The sequence below is a fragment of the Aquihabitans sp. G128 genome, from assembly GCF_019048865.1.
Lineage (GTDB): Bacteria > Actinomycetota > Acidimicrobiia > Acidimicrobiales > Iamiaceae > Aquihabitans.
Genome location: NZ_CP077604.1, coordinates 4,764,309 through 4,790,427 on the forward strand (window position 1 = coordinate 4,764,309; position 26,119 = coordinate 4,790,427).

Annotated in this window: 25 protein-coding genes and 1 pseudogene; 19 read left to right on the plus strand and 7 right to left on the minus strand. The window is 75.1% G+C overall.

Features of this window, described 5'->3' with window-relative positions; all coding sequences use genetic code 11:
• Positions 1-181: 181 nt before the first annotated feature.
• The 3 genes from KSP35_RS22950 (at position 182) to KSP35_RS22960 (ending at position 2,099) form a co-directional block, all read left to right on the plus strand.
• Positions 182-991 carry a CbtA family protein gene (locus tag KSP35_RS22950; RefSeq protein ID WP_216998082.1) on the plus strand — a complete coding sequence of 270 codons (810 nt, stop codon included), beginning with the start codon at positions 182-184 and terminating at the stop codon, positions 989-991.
• A 20-nt stretch (positions 992-1,011) separates the two neighbouring features.
• Positions 1,012-1,845, plus strand: coding sequence for a hypothetical protein (locus KSP35_RS22955; RefSeq protein WP_216998083.1), 834 nt, complete (start codon positions 1,012-1,014; stop codon positions 1,843-1,845).
• Positions 1,846-1,946: 101 nt separating this feature from the next.
• Positions 1,947-2,099 (plus strand): hypothetical protein, encoded by a 153-nt coding sequence (locus KSP35_RS22960; protein WP_216998084.1) that lies wholly within the window; start codon positions 1,947-1,949, stop codon positions 2,097-2,099.
• Here KSP35_RS22960 and KSP35_RS22965 read toward each other — a convergent pair.
• Positions 2,086-4,677, minus strand: coding sequence for a LuxR family transcriptional regulator (locus tag KSP35_RS22965; protein WP_216998085.1), 2,592 nt, complete (start codon positions 4,675-4,677; stop codon positions 2,086-2,088). The two genes, KSP35_RS22960 and KSP35_RS22965, sit on opposite strands and share 14 nt — an antisense overlap.
• A gap of 109 nt (positions 4,678-4,786) precedes the next feature.
• Here KSP35_RS22965 and KSP35_RS22970 point away from each other — a divergent pair, with 109 nt between their 5' ends.
• The 3 genes from KSP35_RS22970 to KSP35_RS22980 all read left to right on the plus strand — a co-directional run bounded on the left by KSP35_RS22970 (position 4,787) and on the right by KSP35_RS22980 (position 8,621).
• Positions 4,787-5,551 (plus strand): hypothetical protein, encoded by a 765-nt coding sequence (locus KSP35_RS22970; RefSeq protein WP_216998086.1) that lies wholly within the window; start codon positions 4,787-4,789, stop codon positions 5,549-5,551.
• A 65-nt stretch (positions 5,552-5,616) separates the two neighbouring features.
• Positions 5,617-8,037: a CocE/NonD family hydrolase gene (locus KSP35_RS22975; RefSeq protein WP_216998087.1), complete on the plus strand. Its 2,421-nt coding sequence runs from the start codon at positions 5,617-5,619 to the stop codon at positions 8,035-8,037.
• Positions 8,034-8,621 carry a TetR/AcrR family transcriptional regulator gene (locus KSP35_RS22980; protein WP_216998088.1) on the plus strand — a complete coding sequence of 196 codons (588 nt, stop codon included), beginning with the start codon at positions 8,034-8,036 and terminating at the stop codon, positions 8,619-8,621. Before KSP35_RS22975 ends, KSP35_RS22980 begins: the two co-directional genes overlap by 4 nt.
• 26 nt (positions 8,622-8,647) lie before the next feature.
• On the opposite strand, the gene KSP35_RS22985 is transcribed toward KSP35_RS22980, so the two are convergent.
• Entirely contained in the window at positions 8,648-10,117 is a 1,470-nt protein-coding gene (locus tag KSP35_RS22985; RefSeq protein ID WP_216998089.1) for a hypothetical protein, read from the minus strand.
• Between the two features lie 1,062 nt (positions 10,118-11,179).
• Between KSP35_RS22985 and KSP35_RS26305 the strand changes: the two are divergent.
• A pseudogene (locus tag KSP35_RS26305) lies at positions 11,180-11,566 on the plus strand (peptidoglycan-binding protein); the annotation flags it as partial.
• A gap of 193 nt (positions 11,567-11,759) precedes the next feature.
• The gene (locus KSP35_RS22995) at positions 11,760-12,059 is read left to right on the plus strand and encodes a L,D-transpeptidase (protein ID WP_216998090.1); all 300 of its coding nucleotides are present in this window, start codon (positions 11,760-11,762) and stop codon (positions 12,057-12,059) included.
• A 623-nt stretch (positions 12,060-12,682) separates the two neighbouring features.
• Here KSP35_RS22995 and KSP35_RS23000 read toward each other — a convergent pair.
• Complete coding sequence (locus KSP35_RS23000; RefSeq protein ID WP_216998091.1) at positions 12,683-13,555, minus strand: TIGR03619 family F420-dependent LLM class oxidoreductase; 873 nt, start codon at positions 13,553-13,555, stop codon at positions 12,683-12,685.
• Positions 13,556-13,844: 289 nt separating this feature from the next.
• On the opposite strand from KSP35_RS23000, the gene KSP35_RS23005 reads away from it, so the two are divergent.
• The 4 genes from KSP35_RS23005 (at position 13,845) to KSP35_RS23020 (ending at position 15,972) form a co-directional block, all read left to right on the plus strand.
• Positions 13,845-14,402, plus strand: coding sequence for a DapH/DapD/GlmU-related protein (locus tag KSP35_RS23005; RefSeq protein WP_216998092.1), 558 nt, complete (start codon positions 13,845-13,847; stop codon positions 14,400-14,402).
• Between the two features lie 61 nt (positions 14,403-14,463).
• Positions 14,464-14,721, plus strand: a complete 258-nt coding sequence (locus KSP35_RS23010) for a hypothetical protein (RefSeq protein ID WP_216998093.1) — start codon at positions 14,464-14,466, stop codon at positions 14,719-14,721.
• A gap of 212 nt (positions 14,722-14,933) precedes the next feature.
• A complete protein-coding gene (locus KSP35_RS23015) occupies positions 14,934-15,299 on the plus strand; it encodes a hypothetical protein (RefSeq protein WP_216998094.1) in 366 nt (121 codons plus the stop codon).
• A 100-nt stretch (positions 15,300-15,399) separates the two neighbouring features.
• Positions 15,400-15,972, plus strand: coding sequence for a hypothetical protein (locus KSP35_RS23020; RefSeq protein ID WP_216998095.1), 573 nt, complete (start codon positions 15,400-15,402; stop codon positions 15,970-15,972).
• On the opposite strand, the gene KSP35_RS23025 is transcribed toward KSP35_RS23020, so the two are convergent.
• A complete protein-coding gene (locus KSP35_RS23025) occupies positions 15,948-16,826 on the minus strand; it encodes a TauD/TfdA family dioxygenase (protein WP_216998096.1) in 879 nt (292 codons plus the stop codon). The genes KSP35_RS23020 and KSP35_RS23025 overlap by 25 nt on opposite strands.
• A 127-nt stretch (positions 16,827-16,953) precedes the next feature.
• A complete protein-coding gene (locus KSP35_RS23030) occupies positions 16,954-17,886 on the minus strand; it encodes a hypothetical protein (protein ID WP_216998097.1) in 933 nt (310 codons plus the stop codon).
• Positions 17,887-18,025: 139 nt separating this feature from the next.
• Between KSP35_RS23030 and KSP35_RS23035 the strand changes: the two genes are divergently transcribed.
• Positions 18,026-18,610 (plus strand): septum formation family protein, encoded by a 585-nt coding sequence (locus KSP35_RS23035; RefSeq protein ID WP_216998098.1) that lies wholly within the window; start codon positions 18,026-18,028, stop codon positions 18,608-18,610.
• 39 nt (positions 18,611-18,649) lie between these two features.
• Here the strand turns inward: KSP35_RS23035 and KSP35_RS23040 are convergent, their stop codons facing one another.
• On the minus strand, positions 18,650-20,200 hold the full coding sequence (locus KSP35_RS23040) for an AMP-binding protein (protein ID WP_216998099.1): 1,551 nt from the start codon (positions 20,198-20,200) through the stop codon (positions 18,650-18,652).
• Between the two features lie 341 nt (positions 20,201-20,541).
• Between KSP35_RS23040 and KSP35_RS23045 the strand changes: the two genes are divergently transcribed.
• A complete protein-coding gene (locus KSP35_RS23045; RefSeq protein ID WP_216998100.1) occupies positions 20,542-22,092 on the plus strand; it encodes an alkaline phosphatase in 1,551 nt (516 codons plus the stop codon).
• 7 nt (positions 22,093-22,099) lie between these two features.
• Here the strand turns inward: KSP35_RS23045 and KSP35_RS23050 are convergent, their stop codons facing one another.
• Complete coding sequence (locus KSP35_RS23050; protein ID WP_216998101.1) at positions 22,100-22,405, minus strand: GNAT family N-acetyltransferase; 306 nt, start codon at positions 22,403-22,405, stop codon at positions 22,100-22,102.
• A gap of 89 nt (positions 22,406-22,494) precedes the next feature.
• Between KSP35_RS23050 and KSP35_RS23055 the strand changes: the two genes are divergently transcribed.
• Genes KSP35_RS23055 through KSP35_RS23075 form a run of 5 tightly spaced genes read left to right on the plus strand, consistent with a single transcriptional unit; the run spans position 22,495 to position 26,115 of the window.
• Complete coding sequence (locus KSP35_RS23055; protein WP_216998102.1) at positions 22,495-23,391, plus strand: TIGR03564 family F420-dependent LLM class oxidoreductase; 897 nt, start codon at positions 22,495-22,497, stop codon at positions 23,389-23,391.
• Entirely contained in the window at positions 23,388-23,579 is a 192-nt protein-coding gene (locus KSP35_RS23060) for a DUF1737 domain-containing protein (protein ID WP_216998103.1), read from the plus strand. The genes KSP35_RS23055 and KSP35_RS23060 overlap by 4 nt, the downstream gene beginning before the upstream one ends.
• A gap of 59 nt (positions 23,580-23,638) precedes the next feature.
• On the plus strand, positions 23,639-24,253 hold the full coding sequence (locus tag KSP35_RS23065) for a TetR/AcrR family transcriptional regulator (protein ID WP_216998104.1): 615 nt from the start codon (positions 23,639-23,641) through the stop codon (positions 24,251-24,253).
• Positions 24,254-24,292: 39 nt separating this feature from the next.
• Positions 24,293-25,291, plus strand: a complete 999-nt coding sequence (locus tag KSP35_RS23070) for an alpha/beta fold hydrolase (RefSeq protein WP_216998105.1) — start codon at positions 24,293-24,295, stop codon at positions 25,289-25,291.
• Positions 25,288-26,115: a ribonuclease Z gene (locus tag KSP35_RS23075; RefSeq protein WP_216998106.1), complete on the plus strand. Its 828-nt coding sequence runs from the start codon at positions 25,288-25,290 to the stop codon at positions 26,113-26,115. Before KSP35_RS23070 ends, KSP35_RS23075 begins: the two co-directional genes overlap by 4 nt.
• The last annotated feature ends 4 nt before the right edge of the window (positions 26,116-26,119 follow it).

Below are 26,119 nucleotides of genomic sequence, written 5' to 3' on the forward strand. Positions count from 1 at the left end.
ATCGGGACCGACAACATGACCCTCACCATGAAGGGGTTCGTTCTGCGCGGGCTGGCTGCCGGTGCAGCTGGTGGCGCGGCCTGGGCCCTGTTCCTCCGCTTCGTCACCGAGACCCAGATCGGCTTCGCCCTCGAAGTTCGAGGACGCCACCGGCATCGGCGCCCCGCCCGGGGAGGCGGCGATGTACAGCCGCAGCACCCAGCACTGGGGCGGCATGGCCGGCGCCCTGCTCTACGGCATCGTCCTCGGCGTGGTCATCGCGGTGATCATCGCCGCCCTGCACCACCGCATCGCCTCGCGCAACGAGTTCGGCCGAGCGGCCCGCGTGTGCACGGCGGCCTTCGTGGCGCTCGTGGCCATCCCGATGGCGAAGTACCCGCCGAACCCGCCCACCGTCGGCAACCCCGACACCGTGAACTCGCGCACGTCGGCCTTCCTGCTCCTGATGGGCGCGTCGATCGTGCTCGTGTTCGTGGCCTTCTTCGCCTGGCAGTGGTTCAGCGAGCGCGGCATCGACGGTGCCAAGCGCTTCGGCGCGGTGGGCGGCGGGCTCGCCGTGCTGGTGGCGGCGTTCTTCGCCATCTGGCCGCCGAACCCCGACGCCGTCAACCCGCCCGACAGCGACGCCGCCCCCGCCCTCGTGGTCGCCGACGGCGCGCCGAAGGCGGTGCTCGACCAGATGCTGGCCACGGCCCGCACGAACGACGACGGCTACCTCCGGGACCCCGGGTCGCCGGACGAGGCCCTCGACCTGAGCAAGATCCAGGACGGTTCGGCCCTCAAGGGCACGCCGGTGGCGGTCAGCACCTCGAAGCTGGTCGACCACGGCTACACCACCGCCGTGTGGCACTTCCGCATGCTGGCCATCGCCGGCTACGCGCTGATGTTCGCGGTGTTCGCCACCACGTTCGGCCTCCTGGCCGACCGCAAGGCGCCCGCCGAGGCCCGCGCCACCGTCGGCAACGGCGCCGCCGGCACCGCCGGCGCCTGAGGTTCGGGGCCGAGGCCCGCATGGATCGCGACGGAGGGGCCCGGGACGACGACCGTCCCGGGCCCCTCGCCGCGCTGGCCCACCCCGATGCCCGCCGGCGCTTCGTCGTCGCTCCCGCCACGGGATCGGCGCCGGAGGCCGACGGCTGGGTGCGCTACGACGACCTGGCGTCGGCCGCCGCCGTGCGGGTGCGGCGGCGGACCGACCCGGTGGCGGGGCTCGGCATCGAGGAGCTCACCGCCGCCATGGCGTTCCACGCCGTGGCGGTGCCGGTGGTCGACCTGGCCGTGTCGCTGCTGGTGCTGGGCGGGCCGCAGGTCCGGCTGCGCGGTCGACGGCTCTGGGCCCGGTCCGAGGGCCACGCCGTGACCGAGGTGGCGGTCGACCCCGAGGCGTTCGGGCCCGCCGAGCCGGCGTCGGCCGATCCCGACGCAGCGGCCGCCGACCTCGTCGCCGTGCTCGGCGCGGCGGCGTCGCTGGACGAAGGCGACGTGGCGCTGCGGTGGGGTGCGGTGGCCGACCTCGTGGTGGTGCTGGCCCTGGTGGCGGCCCGCCGCCACGGTCGCGACCAGCAGGTCGTCCGAGCGCAGGCCGACGCGGTGGTGGCCGGGCTGCGGGCCCGGCGGCCCCACCCCGATCGCCCGCCGGGGGCGCTGGCGGTGCCCGGCCCCACGGGCGACGTGCTGGTGCTGGCCCACCGCTCGACGTGCTGCCAGTGGCACCGCGCGGCCCGGGCCCTCGACGCCGCGACCGTGGCCGAGGCCCGCTGCGCCGACTGCCCGTCGCTCGACGCCGCGACGTGCACCGCCCGCCTCGCCGCGCTGGCCGCCGACGGGGGCCTCGGCGAGCCCTGACGGGCTCCGGGCACTCAGCGCCGACCGGCCGGGTACTCATCGCCGGGGCCGGCCCAGCGGTGAGTGGTGCGCACGCGATCGGCTCGTGGTGGGGTCCGGGCATGGGACTGGACGAGCTGCTGGCACGCGTCGCCGACGATGCGGCGTTTCGTCAGCTGGTGCGGACCGATCCGCGCCGGGCGCTGGCGGGCGAGCACCTCGACGCCGACGAGCTGCGGCGGCTCGACCGGGCGGTGCGCGCTACCGAGGCGTGAGCCGGTCCCCGAGCTCGTCCCGGCCGGAGATCCCCAGCTTGGTGAAGGCCCGGTAGAGGTGGTTCTCCACCGTGCGCTCGGACACGAAGAGGCGGTCGGCGATCGCCCGGTTGCTGAGCCCGTCGGCGGCGAGCCGGGCCACCTCGCCCTCGCGGGTGGAGAGCTCGGCCGAGGCCGTGCGGTCGCCGAGGATCGGGGTGGCGGCGCCCGGGCAGCGGGCCGCCAGCTCGGCGCTGCGGGTGGCGCACCGCGAGGCGTCACGGGCGGCGCCTGCCGCGCGGTGGGCCCGGGAGGCGTGGGCGGCGGCCTCGGCGGCGTCGAGCAGCGCGCCCTGGGCCTCGAAGGCCGCGGCGAGCCGCTCGAGGGCGGGGGCGTCGGCCGCGACGACGGCCTCGGCCAGCTCGGCCCAGCGGCGGGCCAGCGAGCCGACGGGTTGGAGCCCGCCGAGCACCGCGGCGGCCTCGGCGGCGGCGCCCATGGCCAGCAGGTCGCGGCCCGCCTCGGCGGCGAACGTGGTGAGACCCGTCCCGGCGGCGCTCGCCGCCGCCTGCGCGGCCGCTCCCGGCCCGTCCTCGCCCGACAGGAAGGCCACCCAGGCCCGAGCGCGGGAGAGGCGAGCCTCCTGCATGGTGAACCCGCGACCGTCGCACGCCTCGGCCCGGGCGACCGCTCGGGCTGCGTCCTCGGTGCGGCCGGCCAGGGCGTGGGCGAGGGCGAGGGAGGCCGCCGCCCAGCGCGCCATGCCGCTCTGCCCGGCGTCCAGCCACGCCTGCTCGCCCTCCGCGTAGGCCCGGGTGGCCCCGTCGACGTCGCCCCGGCGCATGGCCACCTCGCCCACCGTCGTGGCCGCCCACGCCTGGGCCTGGACGCCGGGCTGGGCGGCGGCGCCGGCGTACACGAGCTCCGCGAGCTCGGTCGCCTCGGCCAGGTCGCCCTCGGCCGCCAGGCAGTAGGCCCGGGTGACCACGTGCACGCCGATGTCGCTGGCGTGGGTGGGCAGCCGGCCGGCGGTGGCCTCGACCACGCGGGCCGACACGTCGGCGCCCTCGGTCGGTCGGCCGGTGAGCAGGAGGCCCAGCGCGGCGGCGATGGCGGCGTGGCGGGCCACCATCGGGTCGGTGGCGTCGACGAGCGGCAGGGAGGCCTCGAGGGCGTCGAGGGCCCGGCCTTCGAGGGCTGCGAAGATGCCGGCCTGGGCGGCCAGCACGTCGTCCCACGGCGCCGGTAGGTCGGCGGCCGCGGCGCAGCGGTCGAGGGCGCCCTCGAGGTCGCGGAGCGCCCACCACTGCTCCTCGACCAGGCGCAGGGTCAGCGGCCCGACCTCGTCGGGGTCGGTGGCGGCGTCGACCATGCGCGACACGAGCGCGTAGGCCTCGGCCGACCGGCCGTGCTCGGCCATGGACGACGCGGCCAGCGTGACCGCCTGCATCGGCGCCCCGGCGTCGTGGGCGGCGAGGGCCAGCTCGGCGGCCAGGCGGGTGTCGCCCGCCTCGGCCGCGGTCTGGGCGGCCGCCAGCAGGCGCTCGGCCGGGGTGTCGAGGCCCCCGTCGCGCCGCCACAGCACCACGCGCAGCTCGCCGCCCGCCGCTTCGGGGCCCACGGCGTCGGCCACCTCGGCGAGCAACCGCGAGAGGCGCAGCCGGGTGAGCGCCGGCAGCTGGTCCAGCAACGCCTCGGCGTAGAGCGGGTGCGCCAGCTCCACGGCGGCGCGACCCGAGACCGGCTGCAGCAGCCCCGCCCGCTCGAGCCGCTCGGCCGCGGCGAGGTCGGTGATGCGGCCGAGGAGGTCGAGCGAGACCGGGCCGGACAGGGCGAGCAGCTCGGCGACCTCGCGCTCGTCGGCGTCGAGCGGCCCGAGGCGGGCGCCGATGAGGTCCTCGACGAGCGGGGTGCGAGCCGGTCGTCCCCGCAGCACCCAGATCCCGCCTCGCTCCTGGAGGGCGCCGTCGGCCAGCGAGCCCTCGACCAGCTCGCGGAGGAACAGGACGTTCCCCTTGCTGGTGGTGACCAGGCGATGGGCCGTGCGGCCCTCGACCGGGCCCCGCAGGGCGGCCGCCACCAGGGCCGTCGCCTCGGCGGGGCCCAGCGGCTCGATGGCCACCACGGTGAGGCCGCCGTCGGCCCAGAGCGATCGGATCGGTCCGGCGACGGGCTCCCCGGTGCGGACGGTCAGCACCACGCGGGCCCGGCCGCTGGCCACCAGCTGCTGGACGGCGGTGGCCGAGGCGTCGTCGAGCAGGTGGGCGTCGTCGACGTGCAGGACGGGGACCGCCCCGCCTGTCGCTCGGCCCCGGAGGGCGTCGGCGACGGCCTCGACCGCCCGGTGCGGCGGGGCCGAGCCCACCAGGGCGCTGAGGGCGGCGAACGGCACGGCGGTGGCGGTGGGGCTGGCGGCCACCCGGTGGGTGGGCACGTCACGCCGGGCGAGGGTGGCTCGGGCCTCGGCGGCCAGCCGGGACTTGCCGACCCCGGCGGGGCCGACCAGCACCACGCCTGGTGCCTGGTCGAGCGCGCCCAGCACCAGCTGCAGCTCGGCCTCGCGCCCGGTCAGGGGCCAGTCGGTCGGGGGGAGCGCCACGTGGCTCGTCGCTTCTGGTCGTGCGTCCGGGCGGATCGGCCGCAGCTGCTCGGGAGCCGGGCCCGCGCACCCGGATCGGCAAGAGGCTAGGCGACCTACGGTGCGGGCCATGGCGTCCCGCAACCTCTACCTGCACGAGCTCATCGACATCGTCGGGCAGGGCCAGTACGACTACATGGACCACTCCCGCAAGGAGCCCACCAACGTGATGCCCGACATGCTCACGCTGCAGGGCACGTTCTTCGTGTGCGCGGTGGGCGGCGGGCGCTGGCCCCAGGTCGTGAACGTGTGGGACGTGGGCGCCGCCGGGTGGGAGGGGTGGGCGGCCAACGTCGACCGGCTCAACCTCAAGCGCCGCAACGCCTTCTACGGCGACTGGTGGGACGAGGCCTCGAAGTGGCGCACGGGCGGCTTCGACCGGCTCTGCGGCGGCGTGCCCGGCAGCCCCACCACGGCCGAGATCGCCGAGCGCGGCGTGACCGGCACCCTCTTCGTCCACCAGCTGCTGACGGTTCGCCCCGGGGCCCCGCTCGACTACCTGGCGGCGGTCGTGGAGCAGCAGGTGCCGGTGTGGCGAGACCACGGCCACGAGCCCACCGGGATCTACGAGGTGCTCGGGAACCAGCACGAGGTGGTGGTGGTGTGGGCCACCTCCATCGCCGCCCAGACGCGGCTGCGGGCCAGCCGCGACGCCGCCCGCGGCCTCAGCGACGAGGTGGAGGGCGACGACCGCCTCGTGGCCTGGGAGCGCGAGGCCGCCACCTACGTCACGGGGGGCGACACCCACCTCATGACCCCGCTGCCGGGCACCGTCTACGGCCCTGAGTCCTGGGACGAGGCCACGCTGGAGCAGTGGTTGGGCCCGCCTGCTTGACGGCAGTTGTGTGACATGCGACTGTGCCGTGTCACACAAGTGGGGGTGGCACGAAGGGGATGCACATGGGCAAGCAACGGGCTCGGATCGTCGCGGTGGTGCTCGCCGCCGGCCTGTTGGCGGGAGGCTGCACCAGTTCCGACCCCTCGGGCTCCGACGGTGCCGCCAAGCCGACCGCCACCACCGGCCCCGGCAGCGGCGCCAAGGCGACCGGGCGGTTCGCCACCGACCTCGACGTCGACGTCGACGCCGACACCAAGACGGCGAAGGCGACCTTCGAGGTCGATCCCGGGACCGAGGAGGTCACCGTCACCGGCCTCGAGCCCAAGGCCCGAGCCTCCCTGGTGAAGGACGGCAAGCGCCTCGTGGTGCTCAAGGCCGACACGTACGGCCAGGCCCACTTCGCCTACCTGCCGGCCAAGCTGGCCGAGTTCCAGACCGGCGCCGGGGGCAAGCTCCCCTTCGCCGAGGGCTACCTCGTGGAGGCGGGCAAGGGCTACACCGTGCGGGCCGAGGACACCGACCCCGTGCAGGTCTCGAAGCCGTTCACCGTGCTCGGCCGCGACGACCACCCCGACGGGGCGTTCTTCGACGAGCAGGCCGGCAAGCTGGTGCCGAAGGGCGACGAGACCGACCTCTTCGGCTACGTCACCATGCGCGACGGCGTGGAGCTGAGCGTCAACGTGCGCCTGCCCGGCCCTGCCAGCAAGGGCCCGTACCCCACGGTGGTCGAGTACTCCGGCTACGGACCGGCCAACCCGGACGCCACCGAGCCCGGCTCGATGATCGCCGGCCTCCTCGGCTACGCCACCATCGGCGTCAACATGCGCGGCACCGGCTGCTCGGGCGGGGCGTTCGACGTGTTCAACACCGCCCAGCAGGTCGACGGCTACGACGTCATCGAGGCCATCGCCCGCCAGCCGTGGGTCAAGGGCCACAAGGTCGGCATGGTCGGCCTCTCCTACTCCGGCATCACCCAGCTCTACGTCGCCGCCACCCGGCCGCCGAGCCTGGCCGCCGTCACCGCCCTGTCGGTCATCAAGGACCCGTGGCTGCAGCAGTGGCCCGGCGGGGTCTACAACGGGGGCTTCACCAAGTCCTGGCTCGACGAGCGGGACAAGGAGTCCTCGGCCACCGGCACCTCCTGGGTGGCCAAGCGGATCGAGGGCGGCGACGCCACGTGCAAGGCGCACCAGCGCCTGCGCGAGCAGAACATCGACTTCCAGGCGTTCGGCGAGTCGCTCGTCCACCGGCCGGCGCTCACCGACGGGCGCGACCTGTCGAAGCTGGTGTCGAAGATCGACGTGCCGGTGTACCTGACCGGTGCGTGGCAGGACGAGCAGACCGGCCCGCAGTTCGCCGACATGCTCGGGAACTTCACCCACGCGCCCGTCAAGCGGTTCACGATGTTCAACGGCCGCCACCCCGACGGCTACACGCCGCTGGTGCTCACCCGCTGGTACGAGTTCCTCGAGCTCTTCGTCGACCAGGAGGTGCCGCGCATCGCCCCGGGCCTGCGCGCCGCCGCACCCTCGGTGTTCGAGGACGAGTTCGGCGTCGCCGGGCTGAACTTCGAGCCCGACCGCTTCACGAAGTTCGCCGACGACCAGTACGACGAGGCGCTGCAGGCCTACGAGGCCGAGCCGGACGTGCGGGTGCTCTTCGAGAGCGGCGCCGGCGGCAAGGTCCCCGGGTCGCCGCAGGCCACGTTCGAGACCACCTACGCCTCCTGGCCCCCCAAGGGGACCGAGGCCCGGTCCTTCTACCTCGGCGACGACGGCGCCCTCGGTGCGAAGGCGCCGGCCGACGAGGCCGCCGACACCTTCGCCAACGATCCGGCCTCGGCATCGAAGACGTTCTTCGGCAAGAGCGGGTACTCGCTGCTCGACCCCACCTGGGACTTCGACTGGACCCGGTTCGGCACGGGCAAGGCGCTCTCCTACGTCACGAAGCCGTTCACGGACGACACCGTCCTGGGCGGTCCCGGCTACGCCGAGCTCTACGCCAGGGTGCCCGACGGCGACGCCGACGTGCAGGTCTCGATCAACGTGATCCGCCCGGACGACACCGAGTGGCACGTCACCACCGGCCTGCTGCGCCTGAGCGACCGGAAGACCGACAGCCGGTCGAAGGGCCTCTACGTCGACCGCACCTACAGCGAGGCCGACAGCCGCAAGATGCCGGCCGGGGAGTTCGTGCCCGTGAAGGTGGCGTTCCCGTCGTTCGCCCAGGCCTTCCGCAAGGGCGACCGCCTGCGGGTGGTCATCTCGAGCCCGGGCCGGGACTTCGGGGCGTGGAGCTTCGCCGACATCGGCGACCCCGGCACGGCACGAGACATCGGGCGCGGCGGTGGCCAGGCCTCCCGCCTGGTGCTCGGCGTCCTGCCGGGCATCGACGAGGTCCCGCCGCTCGACGCGCCGTGCCCCTCGCTGCGGGGCCAGGCCTGCCGCCCGTACCAGCCGAGCACGAACGAGCCGGCCGGGTGACCGATCCGGCGGGGAACCGGCGGGGGCGGGAGACCCGCCGCCGGATCCTGGCCGTCGCCGAGGAGCGCTTCGCCGAGCGGGGGATCGAGCTCACGCTCGACGAGGTCGCGCGGGCGGCGGCCACCACCCGCATGACCGTCCACCGCCACACCGGCGGGCGCGAGGCCCTCGTCACCCACCTGGTGCTGCGGGCCACGGGCCGGCTGGCCGAGTCGCTGCGGGCCGTGCTCGACGCCGATGCGCCCTTCGGCGACCGGCTCGTCGGCGCCCTCTTGATGACCGTGTCGGAGATCCGCAGCGCCCCGCACCTGACCGGCCTCTTCACCGCAGGGGACCCCACCGGTGCGTGGCCGGTGCTCGATCCCGACGACCGGGTGCTGGCCGCCATCCACGCCTTCTTCGAGCCCTACCTGGCGGCGGCAGCCGCCGACGGCCTGCTGCGCCACGCCCCCGAGCCGACCCTCGACTGGTTGCTGCGCCAGGTGCTGGTGTTCGTGCTGGTGCCGGTGGCGGCGCCCACCGACGCCGACGTGCGCGAGCAGCTCGAGGCGTTCGTCCTCCCGGCGGTGCTGCGCGCCGCCTGAGCCGGCCTCGTCCGGCGGTCGGTGCGTCAGCGCAGCGAGGAGGCCACGCGCAGGGCCTCGGCCACCGTGAGGTCGCCGGCGACGGTGAAGACCACGCCGTCGGCCACGCCCCAGAGGCGGGCCCGGCCCCGCGGATCGGCGCTGACCTGCACCCGGGCCTGGTTGAACCGGCCGTCGCCCAGGGTGCGGGTGGTGGTGCCCGGGCTGGTGGCACCGGCGGCGGCGAACGGGTCCTGCCAGGCCTTCGGGTCGTCGCCGGCCTCCCGGGTGGTGACCGTGATGCGCTCCGGGCCGCGCTGGTAGGCGATCGACTGCACCGCCCGGTCGGGCGGGTTGGCACCACCGCCGGTGGACCGGGCCCCGGCCGCCGGCTCGCCTCGGACGAAGACCGACGAGAGCTCGAAGCCCTCGGGCAGGGCGGCGGGCGTGACGGCCTGGCCCCGGCCCAGCACGACGACGGCCGGCAGGTCGGTGGCCAGGAACCCGAACCGCTCGACCTGGGCGCCGGCGGGCAGCGCCGGGACGAAGGTGTCGTCGGGCAGGTCCGAGGCGGGTGTCCAGCCGCTGAAGCGGATGCGGCGGACCAGGGCACCGCCCCGATGGCGTTCGATGCGCACGGGCAGGCCGTCGGACCGTCGGACCTCGATCTCCCACGCCTCGGTGGCCCCGTCGGGGCCGGTGCCGAGCGAGCGGCGGGCGGTCCAGGTGCGCATGGCGCCCCGTCGGGTGGCGCCGGCCCGGGCCGAGGCCCGGCTGCGCAGGATCGTGCCCGCCGACTGGAGGTCGGCGAGGAACCCGGGCGCGTCGGCGGACGGATCGGGCCCGCCGGCCGACAGGCCCTCCTGGCCCGAGCCCAGGACCGTGGCGGGCGCGCCGTCGCGGCCGGCGAGGGCCGCGACGTGGCGGGACAGGCCGAAGCCGGCTGCGTAGCTGGCCTGCTCGATGGCGTCGGTGCGGCCCGTCGACCAGGAGCCGTCGTCGGCGATGGTGAGCCGGTTCTCGGTGCGGGACCGGGAGCCGTCGGTGCCGACCTCGTCGACGCGGACGTCGACCCGGAGGAACCGCGAGGCGCTCAGCGCCGTCGCCATGGTGTCGGCCAGCTCGGCGTCGCTCACCGAACCGTCGGGGGTGCGCCCGCTGAGGCCGATGGTGACCGCGGCCGCCACCAGCCCGAGCACCACCAGCACCGCGGCGGCGAGGGCCAGCGGCTTGCCCCAGCGACGGCGGGGCCGCTGCTGCTCGGCCCGATCGGCCAGCGTCTCCACGGGCGTGCTGGGCGGGCGGGTGGGGAGGCGGCCCTCGCTGGGGTGGACCCGGGCCAGGCGGGCCGCCGGGTCGATGGTGGGCGCCGCCGGCCGCTCGCGCTCGGCCAGCAGGCGGCGGCCCAGGTCCGGCCAGAACGCGTCCGATCGTGACGGGACGTCGACGGACGCCAGGATCCGCCGTCGACGGGCCTGGGCCTCGTCTCGCGCGCTGCTCGGCCTCCTCGACGGCACGACGAGCAGCCTGGCGCTCGGCGGCGAGCGCCAGGCCCTCGGCCTCCGCCACCCGGCGGGCGGCCTCGGCCGCGGCGCGGGCACGGGTGGGCTCGGCGTGCTCGGCCCAGTCGGGCACGGCGAACGGGTCGGCCGGGGCCGTGTCGACGGACGGCCCGCCGGTGGCCGGTGCCACCTGGGGGGCCGCAGGGTCGGCTCCCGGTTCGGCGCCCGCCCGCGCCGCCGGGCTCCGGCGCCTCACCGGTCCCCGGCGCCTCATCCGGCTCCGGCCCCGGGTCGGGCAGCAGGTCGAGCGCCCGGCGCGCCGCAGCGAGGCGCTCGGTGGCCCTCGCCAGCGGGGTGTCGAACGCGTCGGCCACGGCCTCGGGCAGGAAGCCCTCGAGGTCGACCATCACCGCCAGGGCTCGCTGGTCGGGGGACAGCCGCCGCAGGGCGGCCACCACGTCGTCGGGCGGCGGCGGATCGGCGGCGACGGGCCGGGTCGGTTCCGGGCCGGTGCGGGGCTGGCGGCGCCGGGGGTCCCGGCCGAGGCGACGCAGCTCGTCCGGCGCGGCGAGGAACGCCAACCGGTGCAGCCACAGGCCGGGCGTGCGATCGGCCTGGTAGCGGGGGAGGGCCCGATAGGCGCTGAGGTAGGCCGTGGCGAGCACGCGGTCGGTGGAGCCGGTGGCCCCGAGCACCTGGTGCACGAACGGGCGCAGGTGGCCGTCCCAGTGCTCGATCACGCGGGCGAACGCCGCGGGATCGCCGCGGCGCGCCGCGACCAGCAGGCCGACCGGGACGTCGGCCGGACCCGACCTCGGCCGCGAGGCCCCAGGGATGTCGGGCGAGGGGGGAGCGCTTCGGGCGGGCACCGGGCGACCACCGTACCGGCCCCGCCGCCGGACATCGGGGGCACCACGGCCGGCGCCGGCGCCCGTGACCGGAGGTCGCCGCACCCGGTGCGCGAGACTGCTGCACCCCTCTTCGAGCGGGATCGAAGCGGGCAGCGAGAACGGAGCGGTCGTGGAACCGAGCAGAACTGGACATCGATCGGGAACGCGCGGGCGCCTTCGGGCGTCGATGCCACCTGTGACCCCCTCTTCCCTTCGCCGCCTCGCCGCCCCCGTCCTGCTCGCCTCGGTCCTGCTGGTCGCGTGCGGCGGCGGCTCGTCCGACGATGCCGCCCCGAGCACCACGGCGCCCTCGGGCATCGACGCCGGCAGCTCCACCACCGCCGCGGCCGGGTCGAGCACCACCACCGAGGCGCCCACCACCAGCACCACGGTCGCCCCCACCACCACGACGACCACCGCGCCGCCCGACCCCACGCTCGCCACCGAGCCCGCCGGGCCCATCCAGTCCGGCTCCAAGGGCGTGCGCACCCGGGCCCTCCAGCAGGCGCTGAAGGACCAGCACTACGACCCGGGCGAGGTCGACGGCGCCTTCGGCGGCAAGGTCACCATGGCCGTCTGGGCCTTCCAGGCGCTCCACGGGCTGCCCCGTGACGGGATCGTGACCCCCGAGCTGGAGGCCCAGATCCTGGCCAAACCGGCCCAGTCGATGCTGCGCCCCAACCTCGGCCCCACCCACACCGAGGTCGACCTCACCGGCCAGGTCATGATCGTGTGGCGCGACGGCGCCCCCCACCCTCATCACCCACGTGTCGAGCGGCAGCGGCAACGCCTACTGCGAGGACACCGACCAGGGGAAGAACTGCGGCGACGCCGTCACCCCCACCGGGGTCTACCGCTACCAGCGTCGGATCGACGGCTGGCGCGAAGCGCCCCTCGGCCGCCTCTACAAGCCGGTGTACTTCAACGGCGGCATCGCCGTGCACGGCGCCCCGTCGGTGCCCAACCACCCCGCCAGCCACGGCTGCGTGCGCATCCCCATGAGCATCGCCGAGTACTTCCCCTCCCTCGTCGCCAACGGCGACACCATCGAGGTCTTCCGCTCCTAGGTGCTGGCGCACCTTCTCGCACCAGACCTCGCTGGTGTCCCCTTGGTCGGCGGCCACCTCGCGCCCCGGCGGGTCGCAGCGCACCGTTGCGCTCGGCCAGGGCCTCGCGAGCCGTCTTCCCCGCTCTCGGGCTCGCTTCGCATCGCCCGGGCCGCTCGGGCCCTCTCGCCTTCGGCGAACGGCGAGCCGACCGCCGGCGCTGGCGGGCTGGCGCGGCCCTGCTCCGGCCGAGGCGGGTGGTCTGCGGGATCGGACGTAGGGTCAGCGCACCTCGGGAGCGTCGCCTCGCTTGGGCTGGACGGCCGTCACGGCTTCGTCGCCCATCGCAGGCCGGACGCCGCGACCTGGGCGCCGCCGCCCGTCGTGGCCCGGCCCGTCGACACGAGGAGCACCGCCATGCCCGAGAAGTCCCCGCAGCGCCCCGCCGGAAAGAAGGCCGGCAAGTCCCTCAAGGAGAAGCGCGAGGCCAAGCGCGACAAGAAGGCGTCGGGCAGCAGCAACGCTCGCTGACGGCCGACCCGCTCGGCCGCTGACCCGGTCGAACGCTGGCCCGCTCGAGGGCGGCGGCCGGTCCCGCTGGGCCGGCGGCTCGCCGAGCCGGTGTGGGCTGGCAGGTCGGTCGGTCAGGCCTTGGCGATGATGGTCTCGCCGAAGGCGCCGTAGGCCTCCACCGCCGCGTCGGGGTCCCACGCCAGGGGCGGGACGATCAGGCGGTGGACGCCGAGGGCCGCCATCTCCTGCACCGCTCCCAGCGGGTCGGCGCCGCCGATGGCGGCGGCGCCGGCGGTGATCTCGATCGAGGCGGGATCGCGCCCGGCGTCCTCGGCGGCCTGGCCCATCACCTCGAACAGGTGGGCCAGGGCCTCGGGCGAGCCCTTGCCGGGGAAGAAGCCGTCGCCCAGGCGGCCGGCGCGGCGGGCGGCGGCCTCGCTGTGGCCGCCCACGATGATCGGCACCGTGCCGTTGGTGGGCGTCGGCAGGCTGATGGCCTTCTCCCAGACCTGGTAGCCGTCGTCCAGGGTGACCGGCTCGCCGGTCCAGAGGGCGCGCATGGCGGCGACGTAGGCGTCGGTGCGCTTGCCCCGACCGGCGAACGGCACGCCGAGGGCATCGAACTCCTCCTCGAGCCAGCCCACGCCGATGCCGAGCCGCACCCGACCGCCCGAGAGCCGGTCGAGGCTGGCGACCTCCTTGGCCACCACTGCCGGGTTGCGCTGAGGGAGGATGAGGATGCCGGTGCCGAGCAGCAGGGTGTCGGTGACCGCGGCCACGTAGGCGAGCCACACCAGGGGGTCGGGGATGGCCGAGGTCTCGCCGCCCGGCATCCGGCCGCTGCGGGCGTAGGGGTACGTGCTCTCGTAGTCGGCCGGCACCAGCACGTGCTCGACGGTCCACACCGAGTCGAAGCCGGCGGCCTCGGCGGCCCGCATGCAGCCGGCGGCGGTGGGCCCCTCGGCGAGGGGTCCGGAGTTGGCGAAGGCGATCCCGAAGTGCATGGGGCGGGACCGTACCGGCCGGTCGGCGCCGGTGCTGTCGCCCGTCGCTGCCTGTCCGTCCGCCTAGCACACGACTGGAGTCTCGTGGTGGACCAGAACTACGGTGACCGGGGTCACGACCGGTGAGCAACACCCGCTGGCCGTACGGCTCCGGCCGATCGCCTGGCAGCCCCCAAGGGGGAGGGCGCCGCGATCGGCCGGCGCCGCGCGCCGGGGCCCGCACGCCACCCGGTGCGCCCGCCGGGCGCCTAGCTTCCGGCTCCGGCTCGGTCGACCGGTTGGAGCAGCGATGGACGCAGGGTTCGTGATCGAGGGCGGCACGCCGGAGTCCCGGGAGCTGGTGGGCCGGATCGCCCGCGCCGTCCGCCTGTCGGAGCGGTCCAGCCAGCTCGCCTACGACGACGGGCCGGGTGTCCGGGCCTGGTGGACCGAGCTCACCGGGCAGGTCGTCGACGAGACGTTCCGCCTCATCCCGCCGCTGCGCTCCGACCACGGCACCTCCATCCGCGTCGGCCGCGACGTGTTCATCAACCACGGCTGCACCCTCAACGACATCGGCGGCATCACCATCGGCGACGAGGTCCTGATCGGGCCGAACGTGAGCCTGCTCAGCTCGGGCCACCCGCTGGACCCGGCCACCCGCCGCCGGACCATCACCGCGGCGCCCATCGTCGTGGAGCGCAACGTCTGGATCGGTGCCGGCGCCACCGTCCTGCAGGGCGTCACCATCGGTGCCGACGCCGTGGTGGCCGCCGGCGCGGTGGTCACCCGCGACGTCCCCGCCGCCACCCTGGTCGCCGGCGTGCCCGCCCGGGTCGTTCGCTCGATCGACTCGCCACCGACCTGAGCCGACCTCGCCTGCGTCGGGCGGCGGCTCAACCGGCGACGGTCGGTGCCGATGGAGGCCCATGGCGGACGCAGAGGCCGAGCGCACCCCGAGGGCACGACGGCCTCGTCTGGTGGCCGCCGGGCTGGCGGTCGCCCTCCTCGGCACCATCGGCGTGGGCTGGCGCCAGGCCCATCGACCGAACCCTGCGCCGACGTTCTGCACCGCCGACGGCTACCTGCTCGACGACGGCACGTCGCTGCAGCGGGACCCCGACCGCGGCTGCCGCTGGGTCGACGAGGACGGCACCCCGGCGACGCTGCCGCGCGCCGCACGCTGAGCGCCGCCCGTAGGGTCTCCGGGGTGCGGAGGAGGGCGACGGCCGGGGAGCGCGGTGGGACCGGTCTCCGTCGCGCCGCGGCGCTGCTCGGCGTGGCCGCGATGGTGGTGCTCGCCGCGACGGCGTGCTCGTCGGGCGACGGGGCCGACCGGGCCATCGGATCCGCGACCACGACGACGCGGCCGACGGCGACCACCGCCACCAGCACACCGGTGCCCACCGCCCCGACGGTGCCGGCGGGCACGAAGGACTGCGGCATCACCGGCGCGCTCTCGGGGTGGCCCACCACGACCATCTCGCCGCCCGGCGCCTACGCGTGCCTCGTCGACGCCCTCGCCGCCGGCACCCCGGCGCAGATGCGCGCCATCGTCGCCGGCGACCACCCGAGCGGCCGGCAGACCGCCGACGGCTACGACGTGCCCGCCCGCCGCGTCACCACCTGGCTGGTGGTGGGGGTGCGCGAGGTCCGCGAGACCGTCGACCTCACCGACGACGGCGGCACCGCCACCACCCGGACCTGCACCGGCCTGACGGAGGCTGCGGTCGGGTCGCCACCCGAGGCGACCGGCTGCTCGTAGCTCGCCGAGCCCGGTGGGCACGACCGCACCGCGCCGAGGTGCGCGCCGGCCCCGAGGTACCGTCGCCCAGGCGAAGGCGAAGGCGACGGTGGAGGTGGCCATGGCGGCGGCAGGATCGCAACGGCGGGGCCAGGCGGGCATCCTGCCGACCATCGGTGCGCTGGCGGCGGCCCCGTACGCCGTCGCCGTGCTCGGGATCGGCGTTCGGGGGCTCGGCGAGGAGACCTATCCCCGGGCCCTCGGCCTGCGGTGGAGCTCCGACCTCCGCCCGACGTTCCCGCACGGCGGCGTGGCCATCGTGTTCGGGCTCCTCGCCCTCCTCGTGGGCGTGTTGATGGTGGTGACCCTGGTGGCGACGGTGCGCGGCGACCGCGGTGCCCGCTGGCTGGCCATGGGCTGGCTGCTCGTCGCGATCCCGATCACGTACCTCCTCGCCCGGGACCCGGATCGCAGCCGCCGGTGCTTCGTCGACGGCTACGGCGGGCGGACCGTGTGCGCTTCGGCCACGACGGTCACCATCCGGGACTTCGTCCTGCTGGCGCTGCCGGCCGTCGTGGCGCTCGTCTGCTTCGCCTGCACCCGGGCCCATCGGCCCGCCGACGAGGCGGCCGTGAGCTCGTCGGCGGTCGCCGGCCCGGGCGTCGACGATCAGGTGGTCGGCACCGGGGCCTGACCCGCGGGCATCGGGGGCCGGCCGTCGGTGGTGCAGCGCCGCATGCGGCGGAGGTGGGGGTGGTGGTCGGTGAGGGCGCGGTGGGTGGTGCTCGACTCGTCCCAGATGGCCACGTCGCCAGCGGACCAGCGCCACCGGACCTGGACGGCGGCGTCGTCGACCTTGGCGTGCAGCAGGTCCAGCAGGCGTCGCCCGTCGACCGGGTCGATGCCGAGCAGGCGGCTGCCGTAGAGCGGTGACAGCCACAGCGCCGGCCGCCCCGTCCGCTCGTGGCGGCGGACCAGCGGGTGGGACACCGGCGGGTGCTCGGCCTCGACCTGCCGGGCCACCTCGTCCCCGTGGTGGCGGCGGATGGTGGCGAGCAGGGCGGCGTCGGGGCGGTGCTCCACCTGGAGGGTGCGGCAGAGGGCGGCGAGGGCGGGGTCCAGCCGGTCGTGGAGCTCGAACCCGCTGGCCCAGAGCGTGTCGCCGCCCACCGGCGGCACGTGCAGCGCGGTGAGGAAGCCGAGGGCCGGCGGCGCCGCCGTCCAGCTCAGGTCGGTGTGCCAGTCGAAGCCGGCGGGCGGTCGCTCGGCGCTGTCCTCGATGACCGACGTGGTCGGGGTGCGACCGAGGAGCCGCGAGACCGGGTGGATCGACAGGGTGCCGAACCGGCTCGCCAGGGCGACGAGGGCGGCCTCGTCGAGGTGCTGGTCGCGGAAGAACAGGACCTGGCGCTCGGCGAGGACGTCCCGCAGGCGCTCGATCTCGTCCTCGGGCAGGTCGGCCTGCAGGTCGAGGTCGGGGACCACGGCGCCGATGGCGGTGGTGAGGCGGTCGACGGTGAACGCCGGTCGGGCGGTGCTGGTCGGCATGCGGGAGCTCCGAGGATCAGGTCGCGGCAGGGCCGGTCCACCATCCCCGAGGGTGCCGACGTGGGGCATCGGCCGAACGGCCATGCGGTCCCGGCCGAACGGCGAGTTGTCGCACCTTCGCCAGCCCTCAGCGCCCGCCGGCGAGGAGCTTGGCGACGGCGCCGACGGTGGCGAAGCCCCGCCACTCGAGGGCGGCGGCGGGCGAGTTGGTCCGGAAGGCCACCGTCCAGCCCCCGTCGGGCCGCTGCTCGTCGACCAGCCGATCGAGCTCGGCGTCGATGGTGGCCGCCGAGTAGAGCGAGCGGCTCGGGGCACCGGGTCGTGGCGCCAGCTCGATGGGGTGGAGCACCTCGCCCTCGATGCCGCCGACGACGGGGAGCGGGCCGTCGGGCACGTGGCGGCCGAGCCGGGCCACGAGGTCGGCGGCCGCGGGCTCCCGTTCGGCCACCGCGTCGAGCAGGAGCAGCGAGAACTGGACGACGTAGGCGAAGGGGGCCTCGTCGCCGCTCGCCGCCTCGTCGATGGCGGCCAGGCACCAGGCGGTGGCGTCGGCCAGCCAGGGGTCGGCGGCCAGCACGGCGTCGCCGGTGGCGGTGAGCAGGCGGTGGGCGTGGGCGACGGTCGGTGCGGTCAGCTGGAGCGACGGCTCGGTGGGGTCGGCCTCCACCCAGAAGGGGGAGCAGCCGGCCGGCTCGGCGATCGGGAGGGCGAAGGGCACCGGGCCGCCCTCGAGGGCGTTGGCGCCCAGCCAGGCCAGCAGGCCGTCGACCGGGCCGCGGGGGAGCGGTGCGCCCGCCTCGGCGGCGTCGGCCAGGGCCTCGAAGGCGTGCAGGGCCCCGGCCGGCTGGCTCTCGACGGCCCGCAGGTCGGGCTCCAGCCCGAGGCCGTAGCCGCCGTCGGGGTTCCGGTGGCCGTCGAGCGCGGCCAGGATGCGGTGGCCGGCTGCCCGCCGGTCCTCCTGGGGGAGGAGGGCGGCGAAGCGGGCCCGGTCGAGCAGGCGCCCGTGGGTGGCGAGGAACCGGGACGCAGCGGTGAGGTCGGGGCGGCGGGTGGCGGTCATGGGGTCCATGATCGGCCACGAGCGGTGGGCGGTCTTGCACGTTTCGGCCACCTGGCGCCTGCATCGGTGCTCCCGCGCTGGGGAGGGAATCGGACGCGGCACTAGGTTGCACCGGCCGCCGACCCAGGAGCCCACCACCGTGGCCGACGATCCCTCCACCCCGCCGCCTCGCGGTCCGCTGCCCGGCTGGGCGCCGCCGCCGCACGCCGTCGGGCAGAGCCGCTTCAGCCTCGGCGTGGTGGTCGCTGCGCTGCTGGTGGGCATCGCCGCCGGGGCGATCATCGCCGGTGTGGTGGTGCTCGTCTCGGGCGACGTGCTGTCCCGCTTCGGCTCGCACCCGGTGGTGGGCGAGCACGCCGAGATCGCCGAGGATGCCGACACCCCGAAGCTGGGCGACTGCCTGTCGTCCCAGCCGGCCCTGGCCGACCTGACAACGACCGACGAGGTCGTCCCCTGCAAGCGGCTGCACAAGGCGGAGGTCGTGGGCGTCGCCGAGTTCCCCACCCTCACGGTCCGCCCGCGGGACAGCCAGATCGACGACTACACCAGCGAGGCGTGCGCCCTGTCGTTCCGCGACTACGCCGGCCGCGACCCCGACACCACCCGCTACGACTTCGGCGCCGTCGTGCCGGACGACAAGGCCTGGGCCGCGGGTGACCGGCGCTTCTGGTGCCTGGTCGACTCGCGCAGCGAGGGCACCGGGGTGGGCTCGCTCCGCCGCTAGTTCTGGCCGACCGGTCGGGCCGGCGGTCGCCTGGGCCGGCTAGTTGACCTGGCGGTCGCGGCCCTCCCAGTAGGGCGCCCGGAGCTTGAACTTCTGGAGCTTGCCGGTGGCCGTGCGGGCCAGCTCGTCGCGGAACTCGATGCGCTTGGGCACCTTGTAGCCGGCCAGCTTGGTGCGGCAGTGGTCCCGCAGCTCGTCCTCGGTGGCCTCCTGGCCCGGGGCCAGGACCACGAGGGCGAGGATCAGCTCGCCCCAGCGCTCGTCCGGCACCCCGATCACCGCGACCTCGGCCACGGCCGGGTGCGAGAAGAGGGCGTCCTCGGCCTCGATGGACGACACGTTCTCGCCGCCGGAGATGATCACGTCCTTCTTCCGGTCGGAGATGGTGAGGTAGCCCTCGTCGTCGATGGTGCCGCCGTCACCGGTGTGGAACCACCCGTCGACGATGGCCTCGGCGGTGGCCTCGGGCTGCTCCCAGTACCCCTCGAGCACGTGGTTGCCCCGACCGAGCACCTCGCCCTGGTCGTCGACCGCGACCCTGATGCCGATGGCGGGGGCGCCGGCCCGCATCAGCTTCTGGGCCCGCTCGGCGGGGTCGAGGTCGTCCCACTCCTGCCGGGTGCGGTTGATGGTCAGCAGCGGCGCCGTCTCGGTGAGGCCGTAGATCTGGATGAGCTCCCACCCCAGCTCGGTCTCCACCCGCTCGATGGTGCGCGACGGCGGCGGGGCGCCGGCGACGATGATGCGGGTGCGGCCGGCGCCGGGGATGGGCCCGTCCCAGGTGGCGGCGGCGTCGAGGATCATGTTGGCGACGGCCGGGGCCCCGCACATGGCGGTGACGCCGTGCTGTTCCACCCGGCGCAGGATCTCGGCGCCGTCGATCTTGCGGATGACCACCTGCTTCACGCCCATGCCGGTGGTGCCGTAGGGCATGCCCCAGCCGTTGCAGTGGAACATCGGCAGGGTGTGCAGGAAGACGTCGCGATCGCTGATGCCGGTGTGCCAGCCGAAGGTCGTGGCGTTGAGCCACAGCGATCGGTGCGTCTGCTGCACGCCCTTGGGCCGGGCCGTGGTGCCGCTGGTGTAGTTGATGACCGCGGTGGCGCTCTCGTCGGGCTCCCAGGTAGCGGGCGCCACGCCCGCGAGGGAGCCGTCGGTGCCGAAGAGGGCGTGGTCGCTCTCCTCGCCGATGACGAAGCGGTGGGTGGCGGTCACGCCGCCGAGCACGTCCTCGAGCTCGGGGTCCACCAGCAGGACCGTGGCTCCGGAGTGCTCGATGATGTAGCGGACCTCTTGGGCGGCCAGCCGGAAGTTCACCGGCACCAGGACCCGGCCCCACCCGCTCACGCCGAAGAACGCGGTGAGGAGGCGGGCGGCGTTGTGCGACACCACGGCCACCCGCTCGCCCGGCCCGATGCCCAGCCGATCGAGCGCCACGGCCAGGGCCCGGGCCCGAGCGGCGATCTCGCGATAGGTGACCTCGCCCCAGGACGGGGCGACCTGGTCGGGCTCGTCGACGACGCCGATGCGGTCGGGGTAGACGACCTCGGCGCGGTCGAGGAAGTCGCGGATGGTGAGGGGGACCTGCATGGCCGCACGATAGGCACGGCCGCTGCGGCCGTGCTGGCCCCGAGGCCGGGCGAACGGGAGGTGAACACCTGGGCCGTGGCGTGATCGGAGGTGGGTGCCGATGGCAGGATGCCCCGGGCGTCGACGGGGGTCGACGGGGGAGGGCAGTGCCGTGGGAGACGACTCGAACCTGAACCGGCGGGTGTTCCTCGCCATGTTGGGGGCCACGGGCGCCGCGGCGGCGCTGCAGCCCAGCTGGTTCCCCCTCCCCGGGGCGGCGTCGGCCGCGGCCTCGGCGCCGAGCATCGACCCGGCGTTCCCCCCACGGCATCGCCTCGGGCGACCCCCGGCCCGACGGCACGGTGATCTGGACCCGCGTCGACCCGGCTGCGGACGCCGGCCCCGGCGTCGAGGTCACGTGGGAGGTCGCGGCCGACGACGCCTTCGCCACCGTCCTCCAGGCCGGGACGGTCACGGCCGGCGCCGCCACGGACCACACCCTCCACGTCACGCTCACCGGGCTGGCCCCCGACTCGTGGTTCCGCTACCGGTTCACCTACGGCACGGGAGCGGCCGCTCGCACCAGCCGGACGGGCCGCCTGCGGACCGCGCCGGCGCCCGGCTCGTCGCCCGACCAGCTCCGCTTCGCCTTCTGCTCCTGCCAGCAGATCAACCCGAGCTTCTACGTGGCCCACGCCGCGATGGCCGCCGAGGACCTCGACTACGTCGTCCACTACGGCGACTACGTCTACGTGAGCGACGGCGGCACCCTCACCCTCGACGACTACCGGGCCGTCTACCGCCGCTTCAAGGAGAACCCCTACCTCCAGGAGCTGCACGCCACGTACCCGATGGTGGTCATGTGGGACGACGGCGAGTTCGTGAACAACATCGACCGCCACCTCGACCCGGCTCGGTTCGCGGCGGCCAAGCAGGCGTGGTTCGAGTTCCAGCCGGTCGACCGGAACCCCGACGAGGCGGACCGGACCTACCGCGAGCTCGAGTGGGGCACGCTGGTCGACTTCCTGCTGCTCGACGTGCGCCAGTACCGCGACACCTACGTGCCGCCCAACGACGACTCCGGCCTGCTCTCGGTGACCGACACCGCGCTGCCCAGCGGGGCGGTCATCTTCGACGAGGACCGCACCTGCCTCGGCCTCGACCAGAAGGCCTGGCTGAAGGAGCGGCTCCTCGCCAGCGGCCACACCTGGCGCCACATCGGCCACGGCTACCCGTTCGTCACCCTGCGCCTCGGCGACTACGACACCCCCGCCGCCCGGGCCGACCCGCCCGCGGGCTTCCACGTGAACGGCGGCAAGTACCTCTCGACCGAGCAGTGGGACGGCTACTGGGCCGAGCGCAAGGAGCTGATGGCGTTCCTGGCCGACGAGTGCGTCGAGAACGTGGTCGCGTCGTCGGGCCAGACCCACATCTACTTCGGCGCCGGCATCCAGCCCGACTACGACGACCTCGAGGGGTCGCCCACCGTGATGTGGGAGTTCACGTGCGGCTCGCTCACCGCCGATCCCGACCCCCGGTCGTCGTACTTCCCGGACCTGCCGCGAGACGAGGCCGAGGCATCGATCCACTCGCTGGAGAAGGCCTTCCTGGGTGCCAACCCGCAGGTCGACTTCATCGACCTGCTGAACCAGGGCTACGGGATCATCACCTTCACCGCAGGCGAGGCGCGGGTGGACTTCCGGGTCATCGACACCTTCGACGAGGACGCGGTGGCCACCACGTCCAAGACCTACCGGATCCCGGTGGGCTCGCTGCCCTCGGGCGCCGGCGTCTGCGGCGCCGACGTGCCTCCCACCACCACGCCCACCACGGCTCCGCCCACGGAACCGGGTGCCGTGGCGCCGGCGTCGGGGGCCCGCCCGGTGGCCGGCGACCCGAGCTACACCGGCTGACCGGCGCTCAGGCCGGCTGGGCCAACAGGTCCTGGTAGTCGGGGTGGCGGCCGATCCAGCGGGCCACGTACCAGCACGTGGGCTCCACCTTCAGGCCTCGGGCCCGCACGTCGTCGAGGGCGTGCTGGACCAGCACCGAGGCCAGGCCCTTGCCCTCGTGGGCCGGCGTGACCACCGTGTGCGGGAACACCTCGACGCCGGCGCCGGCCGGGTGGTGCTCGGCGAAGCCGACCACCTCGTCGCCCAGCAGGACCTCGTAGCGCTGGCGGTCCGGGTTGTCGCGGACGGTGGGCTGGTCGTGCTCCGACTCCATCGGGTCACGCTATCGACGGGTGCTCCCGCAGCGGCCGGGCGACCGGCAGGTAGGGTCCGCGGCGGCGACCGCGACCCCGGAGGACCCCCATGCGCATCGGCACGTTCGTCGACGGCCTCACCCTCGACGAGCTCCTGGCCTTCGCCACCAAGGCCGAGGCCGACGGGTTCGACTCGCTGTGGGTCCCGCAGATCTTCGGGCTCGACGCCCTGGCCGCCCTCACGCTGGTGGGCCACAGCGTGCCCCGGTTGGAGCTCGGCACCGCCGTCGTGCCCACCTACCCGCGGCACCCCTCGGCGCTGGCCGCCTCGGCCCTCACCGCATCGGCGGCGAGCGGCGGCCGGCTCACCCTCGGGATCGGCCTGTCGCACCAGATCGTGATCGAGGGCATGTTCGGCTACTCCTACGACAAGCCGGTGCGCCACATGCGGGAGTACCTCGAGGCGCTGGTGCCGCTGCTGTCGCTCGAGCCGGCCGACTTCACCGGCGAGACCCTCAGCGCCAAGCTCGAGCTCTCGGTCCCCGGGGCGAAGCCGGTGCCGCTGCTCGTGGCGGCGTTGGGGCCGAAGATGCTGGAGCTGGCCGCCGAGCGCACCTCGGGCACGGTCACCTGGATGACCGGTCCGCAGACGCTGGCCGAGCACACCGTGCCCACCCTCACCAAGGCCGCCGAAGCGGCGGGCACCGGCGACATGCGGGTGGTCAGCGCCCTTCCCGTGGCCGTCACCGACGATGAAGCCGGGCTGCGGGTTCGGGCCGCCAAGGTCTTCCAGGTCTACGGCTTCCTGCCGTCCTACCGGGCCATGCTCGACCGCGAGGGTGCGAGCGGACCGGAGGACGTGGCGCTGATCGGCTCGGCGGCCAAGGTGCGGGCCGGGATCGAGCGCATGCGCGACGCCGGGGTCACCGACTTCGTGGCCGTCGAGTTCCACACCGACGAGCCGGTGGCCACCGCCACCCGCGAGCTGCTCAAGGAGCTGCTGTGACCGACCTCGATCCCGCCCGTCTGCGCTACCGCGTCCTCACCGGGCCGGACGACGCCGCCTTCTGCCGGCGGGTCAGCGATGCGCTGGAGGAGGGCTACGTGCTCCACGGCTCACCGTCGATCACCACCCGCCACGGCGAGGTGTGGGTGGCCCAGGCCGTGGTCCTCGGTCCGCGAGCCCTGGCCTGATCGGCTGGTCGCTGCGGCGAACTATTGACAGCCTGACTGTCGATACTTAGCCTGCGGAGGTGGGTGCGACGGACGTGGGGGACGGACGACGGCAGCGCTCCGAGCGCAGCCGGGCCGCGGTCATCGACGCCCTCCTCGCCTGCTACGACGAGGGCACGGTGTCGCCTTCGGGCGCCGAGATCGCCGCCCGGGCCGGGGTGTCGGAGCGCTCAGTCTTCCGGCACTTCGAGGACCTCGACGCCCTGGCCAACGAGGCCTTCGAGCGACAGTTCGCCCGCGTCGCCCCGTTCTTCGCACCGCCGCCAGCCGACGGCACCCGGACCGAGCGCATCGCCGCCCTGGTCGAGCAGCGGTCCCGGCTCCACGAGCGGATGGCCAACCTGTCCCGCGCCGCCACCCACCACGCCGCCCGCTCGGCCACCATCGCCCGCCGGGTCCGCGAGCGCCAGGCGTTCCTGCGCGCCCAGGTCGAGCGCCAGTTCGCCACGGAGCTCGACGTCCTCGCCTCGAAGGACCGACGGCTCCTGCTCGCCGCCCTCGATGGCGCCGTCGGCATGGAGGGCGTGGCCTACCTGCGCACCGCCGCCGACGTGGGGCCGCGCGACCTCCGGGTCGTGCTGGCCCGGACCCTCTCCGCCCTGCTCGCCACCACCGACCTCCAGGAGCTCCCATGATCGCCACCTCGTCCGCACCGCTCGCCGGGACCTCGAACGATGCCTGAGGGCGGCGGGCCCTGGTCCGACGACGTCCTCGCCGCGGCGGCGGCCGAGGTCGCCGCGTGGGAGGCCGGTGGCGAGCGCATCGCCGCCGGCGACGACCAGGTCTGGTTCCGCGTGCTCCCCGCCACGGCCGACGCCGGCAACCTGCCGCTCCTGGTGCTCCACGGCTTCCCCACCTGCTCGTTCGACTGGCGGCTGGTGGTCGACCGGCTGCGGGCCGAGCGCGACGTGATCGTCCTCGACCTGGTGGGCTTCGGCCTCTCGTCCAAGCCGGACCAGCGCTACGGGCTGCGGGGCTACGCCGACGGGGTCGAGGCCGTGGTGGCCCACCTCGAGCTCGAGTACGTCGACCTGGTCACCCACGACCTGGGCGACTCGGTGGGCGGCGAGCTCCTGGCTCGGTCGCTCGACGGGACGCTGGGCTTCGGCATCGGGCGGCGCGTCCTCACCAACGGCTCGATCTACATCGACATGGCCCAGCTCACCGTGGGCCAGCAGCTCCTGCTCGGACTGCCCGACGAGCAGAACGACCTGGTGGGCGCGGATGAGGGCGTCTCCTTCGCCAACGGCGTGGCCGGCACGTTCGCCGACGACGCCGAGGTGCCCGTGGTGGAGCTGGCCGCCCTGGCGCAGCTGGCCCGCCGAGACGGCGGCCTCTCGCTGCTGCCCCGCACCATCCGCTACATCGAGGACCGCCGGGCCGAGGAGCGCCGCTTCACCGGGGCCATCGAGGTCCACCCGTCACCGGTCGGCGTGGTGTGGGGCGACCAGGACCCCGTCGCCGTGCACGCCATGGCCGAGCACTTCGTCGAGGCCCGTCCCGACACCGCCCTCACCACCCTCGAAGGCGTCGGGCACTACCCCATGGTCGAGTCGCCCGAGCGCTTCGCCGACGCCGTGCTCGCCATGTTGGACGGCCTCGAGCCGCTCGACCCCGATCCGGGCGACGACGGCGATCTCGCCGGCGAGCCGGCCGAAGCGGACGGCGCATGACCATCGAGGTCACCCTGCTCGGCACGGGCAGCCCGCTGCCGTCGCCGGACCGCGCCGGCCCGTCGACGCTGGTGCGGGCGGGCTCGAACCTCTTCCTGTTCGATGCCGGGCGGGCCGTCGGGTTGCGACTGGCCGCCAGCGGCGTGGTGGCGCCGATGCTCAGCGCCGTCTTCCTCACGCACCTGCACAGCGACCACATCACCGACCTCAACGACGTCGTGACCAGCCGATGGGTGATGAGCCCGGGGCCGGCTCCGCTGCCCATCGTCGGCCCCGTCGGGACCGCCGTCGTGGTCGACGCCATCCTCGCCATGCTCGGCCCCGACATCGGCTACCGGCTGGCCCACCACGACGATCTCACCGACGGTCCCCAGCCCGTCGTGACCGAGGTGGCCGGCGGCGTCGTGTTCGACGAGGACGGCGTCCGGGTGATCGCCGCCCCCACCGACCACCGGCCCGTCGAGCCCACGCTCGGCTTCCGCATCGAGCACGAGGGCACGGCCGTGGTGATCGGCGGCGACGGGGTGCCGTGCGCCGGGCTCGACGAGCTCTGCGCCGGGGCCGACGCCTACGTGCAGACGGTGCTGCGCGAGGACCTGGTGCGAGCGGTGCCGTTCCAACGCTTCCTCGACACCATCGACTACCACTCCACCGTGCAGCAGGCGGCCCAGACCGCCGCTCGGGCCGGCGTGGGCACCCTGGTGATGACGCACCCGGTCCCGGCCCCGCAGCCCGGGACCGAGGGGGAGTGGGTGGCCCTGGCCGCCGAGCACTTCGGTGGCACCGTGGTCCTGGGCGAGGACCTCACCACCGTCACGGTCTGACCGG

Excerpts from the sequence above, each read along its gene's own strand:
- KSP35_RS22950 (WP_216998082.1), top strand. The coding sequence starts at position 182 with ATGTACAGCCGCAGCACCCAGCACTGGGGCGGCATGGCCGGCGCCCTG.
- KSP35_RS22955 (WP_216998083.1), top strand. The coding sequence starts at position 1,012 with ATGGATCGCGACGGAGGGGCCCGGGACGACGACCGTCCCGGGCCCCTC.
- KSP35_RS22960 (WP_216998084.1), top strand. The coding sequence starts at position 1,947 with ATGGGACTGGACGAGCTGCTGGCACGCGTCGCCGACGATGCGGCGTTT.
- KSP35_RS22970 (WP_216998086.1), top strand. The coding sequence starts at position 4,787 with ATGGCGTCCCGCAACCTCTACCTGCACGAGCTCATCGACATCGTCGGG.
- KSP35_RS22975 (WP_216998087.1), top strand. The coding sequence starts at position 5,617 with ATGGGCAAGCAACGGGCTCGGATCGTCGCGGTGGTGCTCGCCGCCGGC.
- KSP35_RS23000 (WP_216998091.1), bottom strand. The coding sequence starts at position 13,555 with ATGCACTTCGGGATCGCCTTCGCCAACTCCGGACCCCTCGCCGAGGGG.
- KSP35_RS23005 (WP_216998092.1), top strand. The coding sequence starts at position 13,845 with ATGGACGCAGGGTTCGTGATCGAGGGCGGCACGCCGGAGTCCCGGGAG.
- KSP35_RS23010 (WP_216998093.1), top strand. The coding sequence starts at position 14,464 with ATGGCGGACGCAGAGGCCGAGCGCACCCCGAGGGCACGACGGCCTCGT.
- KSP35_RS23020 (WP_216998095.1), top strand. The coding sequence starts at position 15,400 with ATGGCGGCGGCAGGATCGCAACGGCGGGGCCAGGCGGGCATCCTGCCG.
- KSP35_RS23025 (WP_216998096.1), bottom strand. The coding sequence starts at position 16,826 with ATGCCGACCAGCACCGCCCGACCGGCGTTCACCGTCGACCGCCTCACC.
- KSP35_RS23030 (WP_216998097.1), bottom strand. The coding sequence starts at position 17,886 with ATGACCGCCACCCGCCGCCCCGACCTCACCGCTGCGTCCCGGTTCCTC.
- KSP35_RS23040 (WP_216998099.1), bottom strand. The coding sequence starts at position 20,200 with ATGCAGGTCCCCCTCACCATCCGCGACTTCCTCGACCGCGCCGAGGTC.
- KSP35_RS23050 (WP_216998101.1), bottom strand. The coding sequence starts at position 22,405 with ATGGAGTCGGAGCACGACCAGCCCACCGTCCGCGACAACCCGGACCGC.
- KSP35_RS23055 (WP_216998102.1), top strand. The coding sequence starts at position 22,495 with ATGCGCATCGGCACGTTCGTCGACGGCCTCACCCTCGACGAGCTCCTG.
- KSP35_RS23070 (WP_216998105.1), top strand. The coding sequence starts at position 24,293 with ATGCCTGAGGGCGGCGGGCCCTGGTCCGACGACGTCCTCGCCGCGGCG.
- KSP35_RS23075 (WP_216998106.1), top strand. The coding sequence starts at position 25,288 with ATGACCATCGAGGTCACCCTGCTCGGCACGGGCAGCCCGCTGCCGTCG.